Annotated in this window: 17 protein-coding genes and 1 tRNA gene; 6 read left to right on the plus strand and 12 right to left on the minus strand. The window is 72.2% G+C overall.

The window, feature by feature from the left end; all coding sequences use genetic code 11:
• The first annotated feature begins 52 nt into the window (after nt 1-52).
• The gene (locus H9624_RS10475) at nt 53-1,291 is read left to right on the plus strand and encodes a DUF4032 domain-containing protein (RefSeq protein ID WP_251839843.1); all 1,239 of its coding nucleotides are present in this window, start codon (nt 53-55) and stop codon (nt 1,289-1,291) included.
• Between the two features lie 153 nt (nt 1,292-1,444).
• On the opposite strand, the gene H9624_RS10480 is transcribed toward H9624_RS10475, so the two are convergent.
• From H9624_RS10480 to cysS, 3 genes are all read right to left on the minus strand, one after another.
• Nucleotides 1,445-2,281, minus strand: coding sequence for a PDDEXK-like endonuclease domain-containing protein (locus H9624_RS10480; protein ID WP_251839844.1), 837 nt, complete (start codon nt 2,279-2,281; stop codon nt 1,445-1,447).
• 259 nt (nt 2,282-2,540) lie between these two features.
• The gene (rlmB, locus tag H9624_RS10485; protein WP_251839845.1) at nt 2,541-3,506 is read right to left on the minus strand and encodes a 23S rRNA (guanosine(2251)-2'-O)-methyltransferase RlmB; all 966 of its coding nucleotides are present in this window, start codon (nt 3,504-3,506) and stop codon (nt 2,541-2,543) included.
• Nucleotides 3,506-4,945, minus strand: a complete 1,440-nt coding sequence (gene cysS / locus H9624_RS10490; protein WP_251839846.1) for a cysteine--tRNA ligase — start codon at nt 4,943-4,945, stop codon at nt 3,506-3,508. Before cysS ends, rlmB begins: the two co-directional genes overlap by 1 nt.
• Nucleotides 4,946-5,020: 75 nt before the next feature.
• Here cysS and H9624_RS10495 point away from each other — a divergent pair, with 75 nt between their 5' ends.
• From H9624_RS10495 to H9624_RS10505, 3 genes are all read left to right on the plus strand, one after another.
• Nucleotides 5,021-6,385, plus strand: a complete 1,365-nt coding sequence (locus tag H9624_RS10495; protein WP_251839847.1) for an MFS transporter — start codon at nt 5,021-5,023, stop codon at nt 6,383-6,385.
• Nucleotides 6,386-6,405: 20 nt separating this feature from the next.
• Nucleotides 6,406-6,882 (plus strand): 2-C-methyl-D-erythritol 2,4-cyclodiphosphate synthase, encoded by a 477-nt coding sequence (ispF, locus tag H9624_RS10500; protein WP_251839848.1) that lies wholly within the window; start codon nt 6,406-6,408, stop codon nt 6,880-6,882.
• Nucleotides 6,883-6,988: 106 nt separating this feature from the next.
• Nucleotides 6,989-7,789 (plus strand): RDD family protein, encoded by an 801-nt coding sequence (locus tag H9624_RS10505; RefSeq protein WP_251839849.1) that lies wholly within the window; start codon nt 6,989-6,991, stop codon nt 7,787-7,789.
• On the opposite strand, the gene ispD is transcribed toward H9624_RS10505, so the two are convergent.
• Together ispD and H9624_RS10515 are read right to left on the minus strand one after the other, a co-directional pair.
• Nucleotides 7,776-8,504, minus strand: coding sequence for a 2-C-methyl-D-erythritol 4-phosphate cytidylyltransferase (gene ispD / locus H9624_RS10510; RefSeq protein WP_251839850.1), 729 nt, complete (start codon nt 8,502-8,504; stop codon nt 7,776-7,778). The genes H9624_RS10505 and ispD overlap by 14 nt on opposite strands.
• A gap of 5 nt (nt 8,505-8,509) precedes the next feature.
• Complete coding sequence (locus H9624_RS10515) at nt 8,510-8,992, minus strand: CarD family transcriptional regulator (protein WP_251305239.1); 483 nt, start codon at nt 8,990-8,992, stop codon at nt 8,510-8,512.
• 191 nt (nt 8,993-9,183) lie between these two features.
• On the opposite strand from H9624_RS10515, the gene H9624_RS10520 reads away from it, so the two are divergent.
• Entirely contained in the window at nt 9,184-9,642 is a 459-nt protein-coding gene (locus H9624_RS10520) for a hypothetical protein (protein WP_251839851.1), read from the plus strand.
• Between the two features lie 6 nt (nt 9,643-9,648).
• Here the strand turns inward: H9624_RS10520 and H9624_RS10525 are convergent, their stop codons facing one another.
• Genes H9624_RS10525 through H9624_RS10535 form a run of 3 tightly spaced genes read right to left on the minus strand, consistent with a single transcriptional unit; the run spans nt 9,649 to nt 12,647 of the window.
• The gene (locus tag H9624_RS10525) at nt 9,649-10,725 is read right to left on the minus strand and encodes a phosphate ABC transporter substrate-binding protein PstS (protein ID WP_251839852.1); all 1,077 of its coding nucleotides are present in this window, start codon (nt 10,723-10,725) and stop codon (nt 9,649-9,651) included.
• 45 nt (nt 10,726-10,770) lie between these two features.
• Nucleotides 10,771-11,469 carry a response regulator gene (locus tag H9624_RS10530; RefSeq protein ID WP_251839853.1) on the minus strand — a complete coding sequence of 233 codons (699 nt, stop codon included), beginning with the start codon at nt 11,467-11,469 and terminating at the stop codon, nt 10,771-10,773.
• Entirely contained in the window at nt 11,466-12,647 is a 1,182-nt protein-coding gene (locus H9624_RS10535; protein ID WP_251839854.1) for a sensor histidine kinase, read from the minus strand. Before H9624_RS10535 ends, H9624_RS10530 begins: the two co-directional genes overlap by 4 nt.
• A 140-nt stretch (nt 12,648-12,787) precedes the next feature.
• Here H9624_RS10535 and phoU point away from each other — a divergent pair, with 140 nt between their 5' ends.
• Entirely contained in the window at nt 12,788-13,465 is a 678-nt protein-coding gene (phoU, locus tag H9624_RS10540) for a phosphate signaling complex protein PhoU (RefSeq protein ID WP_251839855.1), read from the plus strand.
• Nucleotides 13,466-13,519: 54 nt separating this feature from the next.
• Here the strand turns inward: phoU and H9624_RS10545 are convergent, their stop codons facing one another.
• The 4 genes from H9624_RS10545 to H9624_RS10560 all read right to left on the minus strand — a co-directional run bounded on the left by H9624_RS10545 (nt 13,520) and on the right by H9624_RS10560 (nt 15,093).
• Nucleotides 13,520-14,257 (minus strand): phosphoglyceromutase, encoded by a 738-nt coding sequence (locus tag H9624_RS10545; RefSeq protein ID WP_251839856.1) that lies wholly within the window; start codon nt 14,255-14,257, stop codon nt 13,520-13,522.
• A gap of 101 nt (nt 14,258-14,358) precedes the next feature.
• Nucleotides 14,359-14,703 carry a histone-like nucleoid-structuring protein Lsr2 gene (locus tag H9624_RS10550; RefSeq protein WP_251839857.1) on the minus strand — a complete coding sequence of 115 codons (345 nt, stop codon included), beginning with the start codon at nt 14,701-14,703 and terminating at the stop codon, nt 14,359-14,361.
• Nucleotides 14,704-14,790: 87 nt separating this feature from the next.
• Nucleotides 14,791-14,988, minus strand: coding sequence for a hypothetical protein (locus H9624_RS10555; RefSeq protein ID WP_251839858.1), 198 nt, complete (start codon nt 14,986-14,988; stop codon nt 14,791-14,793).
• 29 nt (nt 14,989-15,017) lie between these two features.
• A tRNA-Thr gene (locus tag H9624_RS10560) sits at nt 15,018-15,093 on the minus strand.
• Nucleotides 15,094-15,128 lie beyond the last annotated feature (35 nt).

Raw genomic sequence — 15,128 nt, forward strand, 5'->3', positions numbered from 1 at the left:
ACCCGATACGGTCGGGTTCGCCCCTGTGGCACGTCACGAGGAGTCGGAGCTGATGGCACAGTCCCTGGAGATCACCGCTGCGCGGCTGGACCCTGCCCTCCTCGACCTGCCGTGGGAGGTCGCGCTCGAGGAGTGGCCGGACTCGGTCCTCGCCGCGCTCCCCCGCGGCATCTCGCGCCACGTCGTGCGTTTCGTGCGGCTCTCCGGGCGGGTCATCGCCGTCAAGGAGATCGGCGAGACCGTCGCGTTCCACGAGTACGAGATGCTCCGCAACCTCAACCGGCTCGACGCGCCGTCGGTGCAGCCCCTCGCCGTCATCACCGGCCGGGCCACGCCGCAGGGCGAGCCGCTGGACTCCGTGCTCGTCACCGAGCACCTCCAGTTCTCCCTGCCCTACCGCGCACTGTTCTCCCAGTACCTGCGCCCGGACACGGCCACGCGCCTCATCGACGCCGCGGCCGTGCTCCTCGTCCGCCTGCACCTCCTGGGGTTCTACTGGGGCGACGTCTCGCTGTCCAACACCCTCTTCCGCCGCGACGCCGGCGCCTTCGCGGCCTACCTCGTGGACGCGGAGACCGGGGAGTTCCAGCCCGAGCTCACCATCGGCCAGCGCGAGTACGACCTCGACATCGCCCGGACGAACATCATCGGCGAGCTCATGGACCTCCAGGCCGGCGAGATCCTCGACGAGGACGTCGACACGATCTCGGTCGGCAACCGCATCGTCGAGCGGTACACCGCCCTGTGGCGCGAGCTCACCGACTCCGAGTCCTTCGACACCGGCGAGCGCTGGCGGGTGGCCGCCCGCATCGACCGCCTCAACGAGCTCGGCTACGACGTCGGTGAGCTGACGATGACGACCGACGTCGACGGGACGAGCGTCCAGATCCAGCCGAAGGTGGTCGACGCCGGCCACCACCACCGCCGGATGATGCGCCTCACGGGCCTGGACGTCCAGGAGAACCAGGCGCGGCGGATGCTCAACGACCTCGACGCCTACCGCGCCGCGACCGACCGCCAGGGCGAGGACGAGGAGTTCGTCGCGCACGACTGGCTCGCCAAGGTCTTCGAGCCCACCGTGCGCGCGATCCCCCGCGAGCTGCGCGGGAAGCTCGAGCCGGCGGAGATCTTCCACGAGGTGCTCGAGCACCGCTGGTTCATCTCCGAGCAGCAGCGCCGCGACGTGCCGCTGCCCGAGGCCGTGCGGTCCTACGTCGACGAGGTCCTGCGCCACCGCCCCGACGAGCGCTCCTTCCTCGGCGTCGACGCCCCCCGCCTCGAGGACCTCTAGCCGCTCCCGCCGGCGTCCGGCGTCACCGTCCCTGACCATCCCCCGTCGCTGTTCTGCGCACAGGTTCGCGACACACGGGCGACACGCCGGGACACCTGACGCATAAAGGCGCTTCTGGCGACCTGTGCGCAGATCAGCGACCGTGCACCGGTCTCACGACCCGCCGAGCAGCCCCTTCACAGCCGAGACGATCACGCGGGGGTCCTGCATGATCTCCTCCCACGTGAAGCGCAGGACGAGGTAGCCCCTCTCGAGCAGCGCGCGGTCGCGCCGCCGGTCCTCCCGGTACTCCGCCCGGCCGGAGTGGTAGGCGAAGCCGTCACACTCCACGACGATGCGGCCCTCGACCACCAGGTCGACCTCGCCGACTCCGTCGATCTTCACGCCCGCCGACACGATCAGGCCGGCGTCCTCGAGCGCCAGCCGCGCGCGCGTCTCGATGACCGATCGGCTGCGCGGACTGCAACGCTCCAGGGTGGCGAGTGCGGCCGGACTGCCCCTCCCGGTCAGCGTGCGGCGGACCGCCTCCGGTGCCACCAGGCCCTTTCGCAGGGCGGCGTCCAGGACGACGGCCGCTTCCTCCGTCGGCCGGCACCGCAGCACCCGGGCGAGCGCGTCGGCCAGCGGAGCGAGGGGGAGGCCGACAGGCAGCGGAGCGGTCCAGCTGCCCTCCCCGTGAACGCGCACGGCCATGTCGATCGACCGTCTCCCGCGCCTCCGGGGGAGCGCGATGTGCGGGCGGTCGGGGGTGACGAGAAGGGGCAGGTCGAAGAACTCGGCGATACTCACGCAGGTGATCGCCGCGCCCATGCGGCGGGCGACGACGACGGACTCCTGGGCGTCAGCGAGGGCGAGCCACCCTGCCCCCAGGTCGCGGACCTGTCCCGCGGCGACCGCCGCCGTCACCGCGCGCCGCTCCGCCGTCGTCCGGGCGATCTGGGTGCGCGTGCCGACGCCGCCGTACGTCCACAGCCTGTTGACCGCATCCATCGGCCGAGCGTCGCCGACCGCGAGTACCCCGCCGTCGCCAGCTGCACGGAACGGTGGACGGGACACCCACGCGCGGGAGCTGTGCAGCAACCGAGGTCGCCGCGATGTCGCCGATCTGCGCACAGGTTCCTCGAGGCACCTCGTACGCGCCACCTGTCCCGGCGTGTCGCGCCCGTGTCGCCAACCTGTGCGCAGCATCGCTGCAGTCGGCGGCACGGGCCCCGCCCAGCAGCGGCCGCCCGTGCCGCAGCGGCGGCGCTCAGCGGGTGGCGCGGATGCGGGCAATCTCGTAGAGGCTGATGCCCGTCGCCACGGCGGCGTTGAGGGACTCCACGCTCGAGGAGATCTCGATGCCGGCGATCGCGTCGCAGGTCTCGCGCACGAGCCGCGACAGGCCCTTGCCCTCGGAGCCGACGACGACGACGAGCGGCTCGGTGGCGAGCTCGAGCTCGGCCACCGTCGTGGGCGCCTCGCCGTCGAGCCCGACGACGAAGCAGCCGGCCTTCTTGTAGTCCTGCAGCGCCCGCACGAGGTTCGTCGCCCGGGCCACCGGCACGCGGGCGGCGGCACCGGCCGACACCCGCCAGACCGTGGCGGTGACGCCGGCGGAGCGGCGCTCCGGGACTAGGACACCGTCCACCCCGAAGGCACCGGCGGAGCGGAGCACCGCCCCGAGGTTGTGCGGGTCGGTCACGCCGTCGAGGGCGACGATGAGCGGCGCGCTGCCCGGGAAGCGCCCGAGGAGGTCGGAGGGGTCGGCGTACTCGTAGGGCGGCACCTGGATGGCGATGCCCTGGTGGTTGCCGCCGTCGGTGAGCTTGTCGAGGTCGCTCTTGCTCGCCTCGAGGAGCGGGGTGTTGCGAGCCGTGACGGTGCGCAGCACCTCGCCGAGACGCTCGTCGGAGTCGACGCGGGCCGCGAGGTAGACGTGGTCGATCGGGATACCGGCCCGCACGGCCTCGAGGACCGCGTTCCGGCCGGCCACGAGCTCGCGTCCGGTGCTCGACCGGGCCGCCGCCGGCTTACGTGCCGGGGCGCCACGGCCCTCCCGCTTCTCGGCAGCCGCCTTGCGCGCTGCCGCCGGGTGGTAGGGCCGCTCGGCGGCCTTGGGCGTGGGGCCGCGCCCCTCGAGCGCCCGGCGGCCCTTGCCGCCGCTGCCGACCGTCGCCCCCTTCTTCGATCCAGCCTTGCGTACTGCGCCTCGGCGCTTGGAGTTCCCGGCCATCAACGGCCTCCTCTCGTCCCCAGCTGCCATCTGGCACCGTCGGGTGAATCCTCAATGATGATGCCCGCCGCCTGGAGCTGGTCGCGCAGCGCGTCGGCGCGGGCCCAGTCCTTGGCCTTGCGGGCGTCCGCGCGCTCGGCGAGCACGACGGGCATGAGCACGTCCAGCGCCTCACGGGCGGCGTCGTCGGAACCTGCCGCGGTGGCCCACGGCGCGGCGAGCGGGTCGAGCCCGAGCACGTCGAGCATCGAGCGCACCTGCAGCTGGGCCTGCCACACGACGCTGTCCTCGCCCGCGGCGAGGGCGTTGTTGCCGGTCCGCACCTGCTCGTGGACGGCGGCGAGCGCGGCGGACACGTTGAGGTCGTCGTCCATCGCGGCGACGAAGGCGGGCGGCAGCGCGGAGATCGGCCGGCCCGTCACCTCCTCGGCGGGCACCTGCCCCACGCGCTCGACGGCCCGGGTGACGAAGCCGCTGAGGCGCTCCCAGGTGCTCGTCGCCTCGGCGAGGGAGTCGTCGGAGAACTCCACCGTCGAGCGGTAGTGGACGGTCCCGAGCGCGAAGCGCAGCACGACCGCGGGCACCCGCTCGAGCACGGCGGACACGACGAGGGAGTTGCCCAGCGACTTGCTCATCTTCTCGCCACCGACGGTCACCCAGGCGTTGTGCATCCAGAGCTGGGCGAAGTCGTAGCCGGCGGCGCGGGACTGGGCCACCTCGTTCTCGTGGTGCGGGAAGCGCAGGTCGATGCCGCCGCCGTGGATGTCGAAGCTCTCCCCGAGGTAGCGGTGGGCCATGGCCGAGCACTCGAGGTGCCAGCCGGGCCGTCCGCGCCCGTAGGGGGTGTCCCAGGCGGCGGAGGCGGGCTCGCCGTCCTTGGGCGTCTTCCACAGGGCGAAGTCGCGGGCGTCGCGCTTGTCGCCCGCCTCCTCCTCGTCGAGGGTCGACATGTTCTCGAGCAGCTGGCGGGTGAGCCCGCCGTACTCGGAGAAGGAGCGGACGTCGAAGTAGACGTTGGCCCCCTCGCCCCGGTAGGCGTGCCCGCGCTCGACGAGCCGGTCGATGAGGGCCACCATCTCGGTCACGTGACCGGTCGCGCGGGGCTCGTAGGTGGGCCGCCCGACCCCGACGGCGTCGTAGGCGGCGGTGAACTCCTGCTCGAAGCGGTAGGCCCAGGCCCACCAGGGCACGCCGGCCTCGGCGGACTTGATGAGGATCTTGTCGTCGATGTCGGTGACGTTGCGGACGAGGGTGACCTCCAGCCCCCGACGGCGCAGCCACCGGGCGAGCACGTCGAAGGCGATCGCCGAGCGCAGGTGACCCACGTGAGGCGCCCCCTGGACGGTGGCGCCACAGAGGTAGATGCTCACCTGTCCGGGGACGAGGGGCACCAGCTCGCGGTCCGACCGGGTGGCGGAGTCATGTAGTCGCAGGCTCACGTGCCCCAGGCTACCGGCGCAGGGCCGGGATGCCGCGGTGCCGGACGTCACCCCGAGGACGCTAACGTTCGTCACGTGACCACAGCGCCCGTGACTCCAGGCCCGACGCAGCGCCGCCGGGCCTTCGGCTGGCCCGTCTACGCCTGGAGCCTGTGGGACTGGGGGTCGGCGGCCTTCAACGCCGTCATCACCACCTTCGTCTTCACCGTGTACATCACCAACGCCGAGCTCTTCGGCCCGGGCGCCTCCCAGAAGCTGGGCTGGGCGCTGGCCGGCGCGGGCGCGCTGATCGCCGTCTGCGCACCCGTCGCCGGGCTGCGCTCGGACCGTTCGGGACGGCGGACCTTCTGGCTCGCCGTCAACACGATGGTCGTCGTCGTCATCTCCGCGTCGTTGTTCTTCGTCGCGCCGGGCCCGAGCAACCTGTGGCTGGGCCTGGTCCTGCTGGCGGTCGGCAACGTCTTCTTCGAGCTCGCCTCGGTGAACTACTACGCGATGCTCAACGACATCTCCACGCCGCGGACGATCGGCCGGATCTCCGGCCTGGGCTGGGGCCTGGGGTACATCGGCGGGATCGTCCTCCTCCTCATCGTCTACTTCGGCCTCATCAGCCCGGACGTCGGCCTCTTCGGAATCACCTCGGAGAACGGCATGGACGTGCGCGTGGCGATGCTCATCTGCGCCGGCTGGACGCTCCTGTTCTCCCTGCCGGTGCTCCTCACCATCCGCGACGACCGCTCCGCCCGCGAGCGGCTGCCCCGGCTCGGCGTCGTCGGCTCCTACCGCCTGCTCTTCCGCTCCGTGCGGAACGTGTGGCGCCAGGACCACCACACCGTCTTCTTCCTCGGCGCCAGCGCGGTCTTCCGGGACGGCCTGGCCGGGGTCTTCACCTTCGGCGGCATCGTCGCGTCGACGGTCTTCGGCTTCGAGGCCGGTGAGGTCATCATCTTCGGCGTCGCCGCGAACCTCGTCGCGGGCGTCGCGACGATCGCCTTCGGGGCGCTGGACGACATCCTGGGTCCCAAGCGGGTCATCGTCGGCTCACTCGTCGCCATGATCCTCGCGGGGATCGGCGTCTTCGCTCTCCACGAGCACGGCGCCGTCGTCTTCTGGTGCCTCGGGCTGGTCCTGTGCGTCTTCGTCGGCCCGGCCCAGTCGGCCTCGCGCACCTTCCTCGCCCGCCTCATCCCCAAGGGCAAGGAGGGCGAGCTCTTCGGCCTGTACGCCACCACCGGCCGGGCGGTGAGCTTCCTGGCGCCCATGTGCTTCGCGCTCGCGATCAGCATCGGTGCCGCCGTCACCGGGCAGAGCGTCGCCGACTCCGAGTACTGGGGCATCCTCGGCGTCGCCGCGGTGCTCACCGTCGGCCTGCTCCTCCTGCTGCCGGTGCGCGTCAAGGTGCGCAGCGAGAGCGCCCTGCACGAGCCGCCCCCGGCCTGAGCCTCGCTACCCTGACGACCATGCTGCCGCGCACCGGGATCGGGACCGACGTCCACGCCTTCGCCCCGGAGGGCAGCGACCGTCCGCTCCACGTCGCCTGCCTCGAGTGGCCGGGCGAGGTGGGTCTGGAGGGACACTCCGACGGCGACGTCGCCGCGCACGCGGTCTGCGACGCGCTCCTGTCCGCGGCCGGCCTGGGCGACCTCGGCTCCCGCTTCGGCACCTCCGACCCCCGCTGGGCCGGGGCGTCCGGCGCCGAGTTCCTCTCCGCCACCGCGGCCCTCGTCCGCGAGGCCGGATTCGAGATCGGCAACGTCGCCGTCCAGGTCGTGGGGAACCGCCCGCGGATCGGTCGCCGGCGCGAGGAGGCGGCTGAGGCGATGTCTCGCGCCCTCGGGGCGCCCGTGAGCCTGTCGGCGACGACGACGGACGGGCTCGGCTTCACCGGCCGCGGCGAGGGGCTGCTCGCCGTCGCCACCGCGCTCGTCGCCCGCTGACGGGGCGACGGCGGACGGAAGGTTCCGCTCACCGGGCGGGCATCCCGGCCCCGGGTGTGCCGGCGGTCACTAGCATGGCGGGCACCCATCCAGTGAAAGGCCTGACATGAGCGAGTCGTCCACCGGGGGCCCCTCCTCCGGCGAGTTCCCCCCGCCGCCGGGCTCCACCCCGCCGCCCCCGCCGCCGCCCGGGCAGGCAGGCCAGCCTGGCCAGCAGCCGCCCGCCGGCCAGGGTCCGTACGGCCAGCAGCCGCCCTACGGTCAGCAGCCGCCCGCCGGCCAGGGTCCCTACGGCCAACAGGGCTCCTACGGCCAGCAGTCCCCGTACGGCCAGCAGCCCCCCGCCGGACAGGCACCGTACGGCCAGCAGCAGTACGGCCAGCAGCAGCCCTACTACGCCCCGCCCGCTCCGGGCTTCTCCCGGGCCGGCCAGCCCGCGGAGCTCGGCTCCCGCTTCCTCGCGCGGCTCGTCGACTTCATCCTCATCGGCATCGTCAACGGGATCATCGGCTGGATCCTGGGCGCGTCGGCCTACACCAGCATCCTCACCACCGGCCGGGTCGACTACGGCACGCTGGCGCTCGTCACCGTCGTCACCACGGCGATCACCGTCGCCTACTTCGTGCTCCTCGAGTCCAGCCGCGGGCAGACGCTCGGCAAGATGCTGCTCAGGATCAGGACCGTCGGCGCAGGTGGGGGCAACCCCACGACGGCGGAGGCCCTGAAGCGCAACGCGTGGACGGCCATCGGCATCCTCGGCGTCGTCCCGATGCTGGGCTGGATCGGGAACCTGCTGTCCCTGGCCGCCGTCATCGCGATCATGGTGACGATCAGTGGCAACACCGCCACCCGTCAGGGCTGGCACGACAACTTCGCCGGCGGCACCCGGGTCGTCAGGACCGACTGAGCAGCCGCTCCGCCAGCTCGAGGTCGGCGGGCGTCGTGATCTTCAGCGCCGCCGCCTCGCCCGGCACGAGGAGGACCTCCTCACCGAGCGACTCCACGAGACCCGCGTCGTCCGAGACGGCGCGGGTCTCGTCGTCGGCGCGCTCGGCACCGAGGCGGTGCGCCCGCTCGAGGAGCTCGCGGCTGAAGCCCTGCGGCGTCTGCACGGCCCGCAGGGTGGACCGCTCGGGTGTCTCGACGACGCGGGCGCCGCCGCCCGGCAGGTCCACCACGCGCTTGACCGTGTCGGTCACCGGGACGCCGGGCACGACGGCGCCGTGCCCGGCCTCCAGCGCCGCGACGACGCGGCGCACGAGCTCGGGGCCCGCGAGGCAGCGGGCGGCGTCGTGGACGAGGACGGCCTCGCACCCGGGGGCGACGTCGTCGAGCGCGGCGAGGCCGGCGGCGACGGAGGCCTGCCGGGTGGCGCCACCGACGACCACGCGGACGGGGACGTCGCTGCCCGGGACGCGACCACCCGGGAACAGCGCGGCCACCTCCTCGAGGTGGCCGTCAGGTGCGGTGACGACGACGGCGTCGACCACACCGGAGGCCGCCAGCCCACGCGCCGCGTGGACGAGGAGCGGGGTCCCGGCGAGCGGGACGAGCGCCTTGGGCAGGGCGTGCCCCAGGCGCGTCCCGGAGCCGGCAGCCGTGAGGACCGCGGCGCAGAGCACGTGGGTCAGGAGGCGAGGACGTCGTCGAGCATGGCCTCCGCCTTGTCCTCCTCGGTGCGCTCGGCGAGAGCGAGCTCGGAGACGAGGATCTGGCGGGCCTTGGCGAGCATGCGCTTCTCCCCGGCCGACAGGCCGCGGTCCTGGTCGCGGCGGGACAGGTCCCGCACGACCTCGGCGACCTTGATGACGTCACCGGAGGCGATCTTCTCGACGTTCGCCTTGTAGCGGCGCGACCAGTTCGTCGGCTCCTCGGTGTACGGCGCGCGCAGCACCTCGAAGACCTTCTCCAGGCCCTCCTTGCCCACGACGTCACGCACCCCGACGAGGTCGACGTTGTCCGCGGGCACCTCGATGGTGAGGTCGCCCTGGGCCACGCGGAGCTTGAGGTAGAGCTTCTCCTCGCCCCTGATGACCTTCTTCGAGATCGCCTCGATCAGGGCGGCTCCGTGGTGGGGATAAACGACGGTCTCACCGACGGTGAAGGTCATAGTGGTCATGCTCCTTGGTCGCGAGGAGTACCTATTCTAGCACGCGGAAATGGCGCGATTCCGCGGGTTTGCGCGGACTCTGCGCCGGCGCAGGCCGGTCCGCGCACGTGGCCGGGATCGCGCGGGGCGACCGCGCGTACCGGGCCCGGGGCCCGGTAACCTGGGGGGACACGTCGACGAAGGAGACCGTCTTGGCCCGCATCCACCACCTGCTTCGTGGCGCCGCAGTTGTCGGCGCCTCCGCGCTCGTCGCCGGCTGCAGCGTGATGACCCCGATCCAGACCGCCGAGCCGTACAACGCGGGCGACGGCGTGCGGGTCGTGGTCACCGACGAGATCCGGGCCGAGAACCTCCTGGTCCTGTCCGAGGAGGAGGGCGGCGAGGGCCAGGTCTTCGGCTCCCTCGTCAACGACAGCCAGGAGGACGTCGTCATGTCGGTGACGATCGGCGACGGCGGGATCCAGGTCCCCGTCCCGGCCACCGGCCAGGTCCTGCTCGGCGTCGACGAGATCGTCGTCGTGCCGGCCGTGCCCGTCCCGCCGGGCGCCAACGCCGAGGGGCTCGTCGAGGCGACCGGCCTCGGGACCGTCTCGGCGAACGTGCCCGTCCTCGACTCGACGCTCCCGCAGTACGCCGACTACGTGCCGTGACCGGCGTCAGCCGGCGGCCGGACCCTCGATCCGGTCGACGGCGGCCATGACGCGCTCGCGCAGGTCAGCGGAGATCGGCGCAGCGCCCGCGACCTCCGGTGACGCGGCGCGGGCCTGGCCGTCCTCGCTGGCGATGTAGCCGAGCAGCGCACGCACCGAGTCGGCCTTCTCCGCGCTGTCGTAGCGCGTGCAGGCGATCGTGTAGGAGATGAGGACCACCGGGTAGGCACCGGCCGCGTCCGTGTCCCGGTCCAGCTCGATGACGAGCCGGGTGTCGCTCGCGCCCGGAGCGGGCGGGGAGGCGTCGACGACGGCGGCCGCCGCCTCCGGGGAGAAGGGCACGAACTCCTCGCCCACCCCCACCGCGACGGTGCCCAGCTCGTCGGTCACCTGGGAGGCATCGACGTAGCCGATCGTCCCCTCGGCGGCCTCGAGCGTCGAGACCATGCCGACGTTCTGCTGGCCCGAGTGCGTCCCCGAGCGGGGCCACGTGCCGCTCGGCTCGTGCGGCCAGGCGCCGCCGCCGGCCTCGGCGAGGTACTCGGTGAAGTTCTCGGTGGTGCCGGAGTCGTCGGAGCGGTTGACCGGCACGACCTGGAGGTCGGGCAGCTCGACGCCCGGGTTGGTCGCGATGATCGCGGGGTCGTCCCACCGCTCGATGCGCCCGTCGAACATCCCGGCGATCGTCTCCGGCGCGAGCTGGAGGTGCTCGACGTCCAGCCCGGGCAGGTGGTAGGCGACGGCGATCGGAGAGATGTAGAGCGGCAGCTCGAGGACCTCCCCGCCCTCGCAGCGCTCCTCGGCCTCGAGGACCTCCTCGTCGTCGAGGTGGGCGTCGGAGCCGGCGAAGTCGACGGCGCCGGTGATGAACATCTCGCGCCCGGCCCCGGAGCCGGTGGGGTCGTAGGACGCGAGGATCTCCGGCTGCAGGTCGTGCAGGCCGGCCAGCCACGCCTGCATCGCGATCTCCTGGGAGGAGGCGCCGGCGCCGGCGATCGACGTGCCGTCGGTGCCGCACCCGGCGGCGGTGAGCGCGACGACTGCCGTCGCGGCCGCGATCCGTCGTCCCGTGCCCTTGATCATCCCGTCCCCTGTCGTGTCGCTGAGGCTTCAGCAGCACACGACAGGTTACGGGGTCCGCTCGGGTGCGACGAGCTTGTACCCGAGGCCGCGCACGGTGAGGAGCATCTCGGGCACGGACGGGTCGTGCTCGATCTTCGCGCGGATGCGCTTGACGTGGACGTCCAGGGTCTTGGTGTCACCGACGTAGTCGGCACCCCACACCCGGTCGATGAGCTGGCCGCGGGTGAGGACGTGGTCCGCGTTGCGCAGGAGGACCTCGAGGAGCTCGAACTCCCGCAGCGGCATCCGCACCGGCTCGCCGTCGACGAGGAGCTCGTGGCGGCCGACGTCCATCCGCACCCGGCCGACCTCGAGCACGCCCGCCGCCCCCTCCTCGGCCGGCTCGGCCCCCCGGCGCAGGACCGCCCGGACCCGGGCGACGAGCTCGCGGTAGGAGTACGGCTTGGTGACGTAGTCGTCGGCGCCCAGCTCGAGGCCGAGCACCTTGTCGAACTCGTCGTCCTTGGCGGTGAGCATGATGACGGGCGTGTTGCCCTGCCGGCGCAGCTCGCGGCACACCTCAGTCCCGGACATGCCGGGCAGCATGAGGTCGAGGAGGACGAGGTCGGGCGCCGCGCGCTCGAAGGCCGGCAGCGCGTCGAGCCCGTTGTCGACGGCGACGACCTCGTAGCCGTCCCGCTCCAGCTGGTAGGTGAGCGGCTCTCGGTAGGACTCCTCGTCCTCGACGAGCAGGATCGTCGTCATGGCTGTCTCGGCACTCCTGGGGTCGGGGCGGTGGTGTCGGGGGACGCCGTCGTCGGCGGGTCGGCGATCGGGAGGACGAGCGTGAAGGTCGACCCGGCGCCGGGCTTGGACCACACCTCGGCCTCACCGCCGTGGTCGGCGGCGACGTGCTTGACGATGCTCAGGCCCAGGCCGGTCCCGCCGGTGCGGCGGGCACGGGCCGGGTCGCCGCGGTAGAAGCGCTCGAAGATCCGCTCCTGCTGGGCGGGGGCGATGCCCTCGCCCTGGTCGACGACGGCGATGCGCACCTTGTCCCCGTCCCGCGCGACGCCCACGGACACCCGCCCGAGGGGGTCGGAGTGGCGCAGCGCGTTGTCGAGGAGGTTGCGCACGGCGGTGGTGAGGAGGTCGGCGTCGCCGAACACGTGGAGGCCGGGCTCGCCGCCCACCGCCAGGGTGATGCGCCGCGACTCGGCCTCGACGCGCACGCGGTCCGCCGCCTCGGCGACGACGGCGTCGATGTCGACGAGCTCGGAGCCCACGAGCGCGTCCGGCTCCTGGAGGCGGGAGAGGTCGATGATCTCCTGGACGAGCGCGGTCAGCCGCCGCGACTCCCGCCGCATCTGGGCGGTGAAGCGGCGCACGGCCACGGGGTCGTCGGCCGCCTCCTCGAGGGTCTCGCTGAGGAGGGCCAGGGCGCCCACGGGCGTCTTGAGCTCGTGGGACACGTTGGCGACGAAGTCGCGCCGCACCTGGTCGAGGCGGCGCGCGGCGGTGTGGTCGTCCCCGACGACGAGGATGCGGCCACCCGTGAGCGGCACGACGCGCAGCTGGAAGATCATCTCCCCCGCGCCGGCGAGCGGGCCGCGCGGCAGGCTGAGCTCCCGGTCCTGCGGCTGGCCCTCCGCGCGGACGCGCTCGACGAGCTCGGACACGGCCGCCAGGGCGACGCGACCGGAGCGCACGAGCCCGTAGCTGTAGGCCGAGGGGCTGGCCTGGAGGACGTCCCCGTTCGCGTCGAGGACGAGGACGGTGGACCGCAGCGCCCGCAGCAGCTCCCGGGCATCCTTGCTCACGCCCTGCGAGGTCGGTGTCACGACGGCCGCCCGACGTGCCCGCACCGGGAAGAAGCCGCGCACGAGGACGCCGACGCCTGCGCCGACCAGCGCGACGACGACGAACGGCCAGATCCCCTCCACGTGTCAGAGGGTAAGCCCCTCGGGGACGCCGTGAGCGTCCGTCCGGGCGGGCCCCCGACCGTTCACCGGGACGCCACCTGTCGTTCACCGACCCCTGGAACGCTACGGTGGGATCACGACGAGACCGAGGAGAGCGAAACGTGCGCGAGATCTTCATGCAGGAGCTGGCCCAGGTCGGTGAGGACCTCCAGCGGATGAGCCGGCTGGTCATCGACGCGATCGAGAAGGCCTCCACCGCGCTGCAGACCGCGGACCTCCAGCTGGCCGAGCAGGTCATCCGCGCCGACGAGCAGATCGACGAGATCGAGCGGAGCCTGGACGAGCAGTGCATCTCGCTGCTGGCCCGTCAGGCGCCGGTCGCCACCGACCTGCGCGTCGTCATCGCGGCGCTCCGGATGTCGGCGACCATCGAGCGGATGGGCGACCTCGCCCGCCACATCGCCTACGTGGCGCGTGGGCGCTACCCCGAGGTGGCCCCCAGCCCCGCGATGCAGGAGATCTTCGCGCAGATGGGCGAGGCGGCGACGAAGGTCGCCCACCAGGTGAGCAACCTCCTCGCCACCCGCGACCTCGAGCTGGCCGCCGGCGTCGAGCGCGACGACGACGCCCTGGACGCGCTGCACAAGCAGACCTTCACGATCCTCCTCGACCCCGAGGTGGAGATGACCAAGCAGCAGATGGTCGACGGCGTGCTCCTGGGCCGCTACTTCGAGCGCTTCGGTGACCACGGCGTCTCCGTCGCCCGCCGCACGAGCTACCTCGTCACGGGCGACCTCACGAACTCCGTCGCACGCGACGACGCCGCCAGCGAGCACTGACGTACGAGGAAGGGGGGCCGGCTGAGCCGGCCCCCCTTCGTCGTGCCTGGGTGCTTACTTGCCCTGGTTGGCGACCGCCGCGATGGCTGCCTCGGCGGCAGACGGGTCGAGGTAGCGACCACCGGGCGTGATCGGCGTGAGGTTCTCGTCCAGCTCGTAGACGAGCGGGATGCCGGTGGGCACGTTGAGGCCCGAGATCGTGTCGTCGTCGATGCCGTCGAGGTGCTTGATGATGGCGCGCAGCGAGTTGCCGTGCGCGGCGACGAGAACGGTCTTCCCTGCCTTGAGGTCCGGAACGACGTCGGACTCCCAGTACGGCAGTGCGCGCTCGAGGACATCCTTGAGGCACTCGCTCGCCGGAATGGGCTCACCGGCATAACGCGGGTCGGTGTCCTGGGAGAACTCCGAACCGGCCTCGATGGCCGGCGGCGGGACGTCGTAGGAACGGCGCCAGAGCATGAACTGCTCCTCGCCGTACTCCTCGCGGATCTCCTTCTTGTTCTTTCCCTGGAGAGCGCCGTAGTGGCGCTCGTTGAGGCGCCAGTGGCGCTTCACCGGAATCCAGTGGCGGTTTGCGCGGTCGAGCGCGAGGTTCGCCGTCATGATGGCCCGGCGGAGAAGAGAGGTGTGGACGACGTCCGGCTCGATACCGGCGTCGACGAGCAGGTCGCCGCCGCGCAGCGCCTCCTCGGTGCCCTTCTCCGAGAGCGGGACGTCCACCCAGCCGGTGAACAGGTTCTTGGCGTTCCAGTCGCTCTCGCCGTGGCGGAGCAGCACAAGCGTGTAGGTCATGTCCCCATCATCTCCTATGAGCGCGGCACCGTCGCGGTGCCTTTCGTCCCGTGGACGTGCGCGAGGGCCACGGACCGGTCGGTCCGTGGCCCTCGGTCGCGTCAGTTCGCCTTGGCGTAGGCCTCGGTGACCTCGGCCGGGATGCGGCCGCGGTCGGAGACCGTGTAGCCGTTGGCGCGGGCCCACTCGCGGACCTTCGCGGCGTCGCTGTTGCCGCCACCGCTGGAGCGGCGACCGGAGCGGGCGCCGCCGCCACCGCCGGTGCGGCGTCCACCGGCCCGGCGGGCGTGGCCCACCCAGGGAGCGAGCGCGTCGCGGAGCTTGGCGGCATTGTCGGTCGTGAGGTCGATCTCGTAGTTCACACCGTCAAGGCTGAAGAGGACCGTCTCGTCAGCGGGAGTCCCGTCGACGTCGTCGATTAGTGTGACCATGACCTTCTGCACCATCTGATTCTCTTCCTGTACTTTCCAGTCCCTGAGGACCGCAGCGATGTTCGCTCCCGCTACCCCCTGCCGAATAGCGTTGCGCACACACTAATTCGCAGAATCGGAATTGTCACGCCGCGTCGTATTGTCCTCATGAGCGACAAGCGATGCCGAGTTGTCCATCTCGTTCTCGAACTCGCGAATTGCCGCTCGTTCACGACGGTCGGCGAAGAGAATGGCGCGCAGCACGACGACGAAGATGATCGCCAGGCCGATGGAAGGAAGGAGCGCCACGACATAGTCCATAGGGCCCATGGTACGTCCGCTGGAGGGGGTGGAGCCGCCTGTGGGAATCGAACCCACGACCTTCTCATTACGAGTGAGACGCTCTGCCGACTGAGCTAAGGCGGCGCGGCCCGCGCGGGGCAGCGCGGACCACTGTACCG

Source organism: Oceanitalea stevensii (assembly GCF_014837105.1).
Lineage (GTDB): Bacteria > Actinomycetota > Actinomycetes > Actinomycetales > Actinomycetaceae > Oceanitalea > Oceanitalea stevensii.

Bases quoted from the DNA above. Each gene is read 5' to 3' on its own strand.
- H9624_RS10475 (WP_251839843.1), top strand. From the start codon at position 53: ATGGCACAGTCCCTGGAGATCACCGCTGCGCGGCTGGACCCTGCCCTC.
- H9624_RS10480 (WP_251839844.1), bottom strand. From the start codon at position 2,281: ATGGATGCGGTCAACAGGCTGTGGACGTACGGCGGCGTCGGCACGCGC.
- rlmB (WP_251839845.1), bottom strand. From the start codon at position 3,506: ATGGCCGGGAACTCCAAGCGCCGAGGCGCAGTACGCAAGGCTGGATCG.
- ispF (WP_251839848.1), top strand. From the start codon at position 6,406: ATGCTGCCGCGCACCGGGATCGGGACCGACGTCCACGCCTTCGCCCCG.
- H9624_RS10505 (WP_251839849.1), top strand. From the start codon at position 6,989: ATGAGCGAGTCGTCCACCGGGGGCCCCTCCTCCGGCGAGTTCCCCCCG.
- H9624_RS10515 (WP_251305239.1), bottom strand. From the start codon at position 8,992: ATGACCTTCACCGTCGGTGAGACCGTCGTTTATCCCCACCACGGAGCC.
- H9624_RS10525 (WP_251839852.1), bottom strand. From the start codon at position 10,725: ATGATCAAGGGCACGGGACGACGGATCGCGGCCGCGACGGCAGTCGTC.
- H9624_RS10530 (WP_251839853.1), bottom strand. From the start codon at position 11,469: ATGACGACGATCCTGCTCGTCGAGGACGAGGAGTCCTACCGAGAGCCG.
- H9624_RS10545 (WP_251839856.1), bottom strand. From the start codon at position 14,257: ATGACCTACACGCTTGTGCTGCTCCGCCACGGCGAGAGCGACTGGAAC.
- H9624_RS10550 (WP_251839857.1), bottom strand. From the start codon at position 14,703: ATGGTGCAGAAGGTCATGGTCACACTAATCGACGACGTCGACGGGACT.
- H9624_RS10555 (WP_251839858.1), bottom strand. From the start codon at position 14,988: ATGGACTATGTCGTGGCGCTCCTTCCTTCCATCGGCCTGGCGATCATC.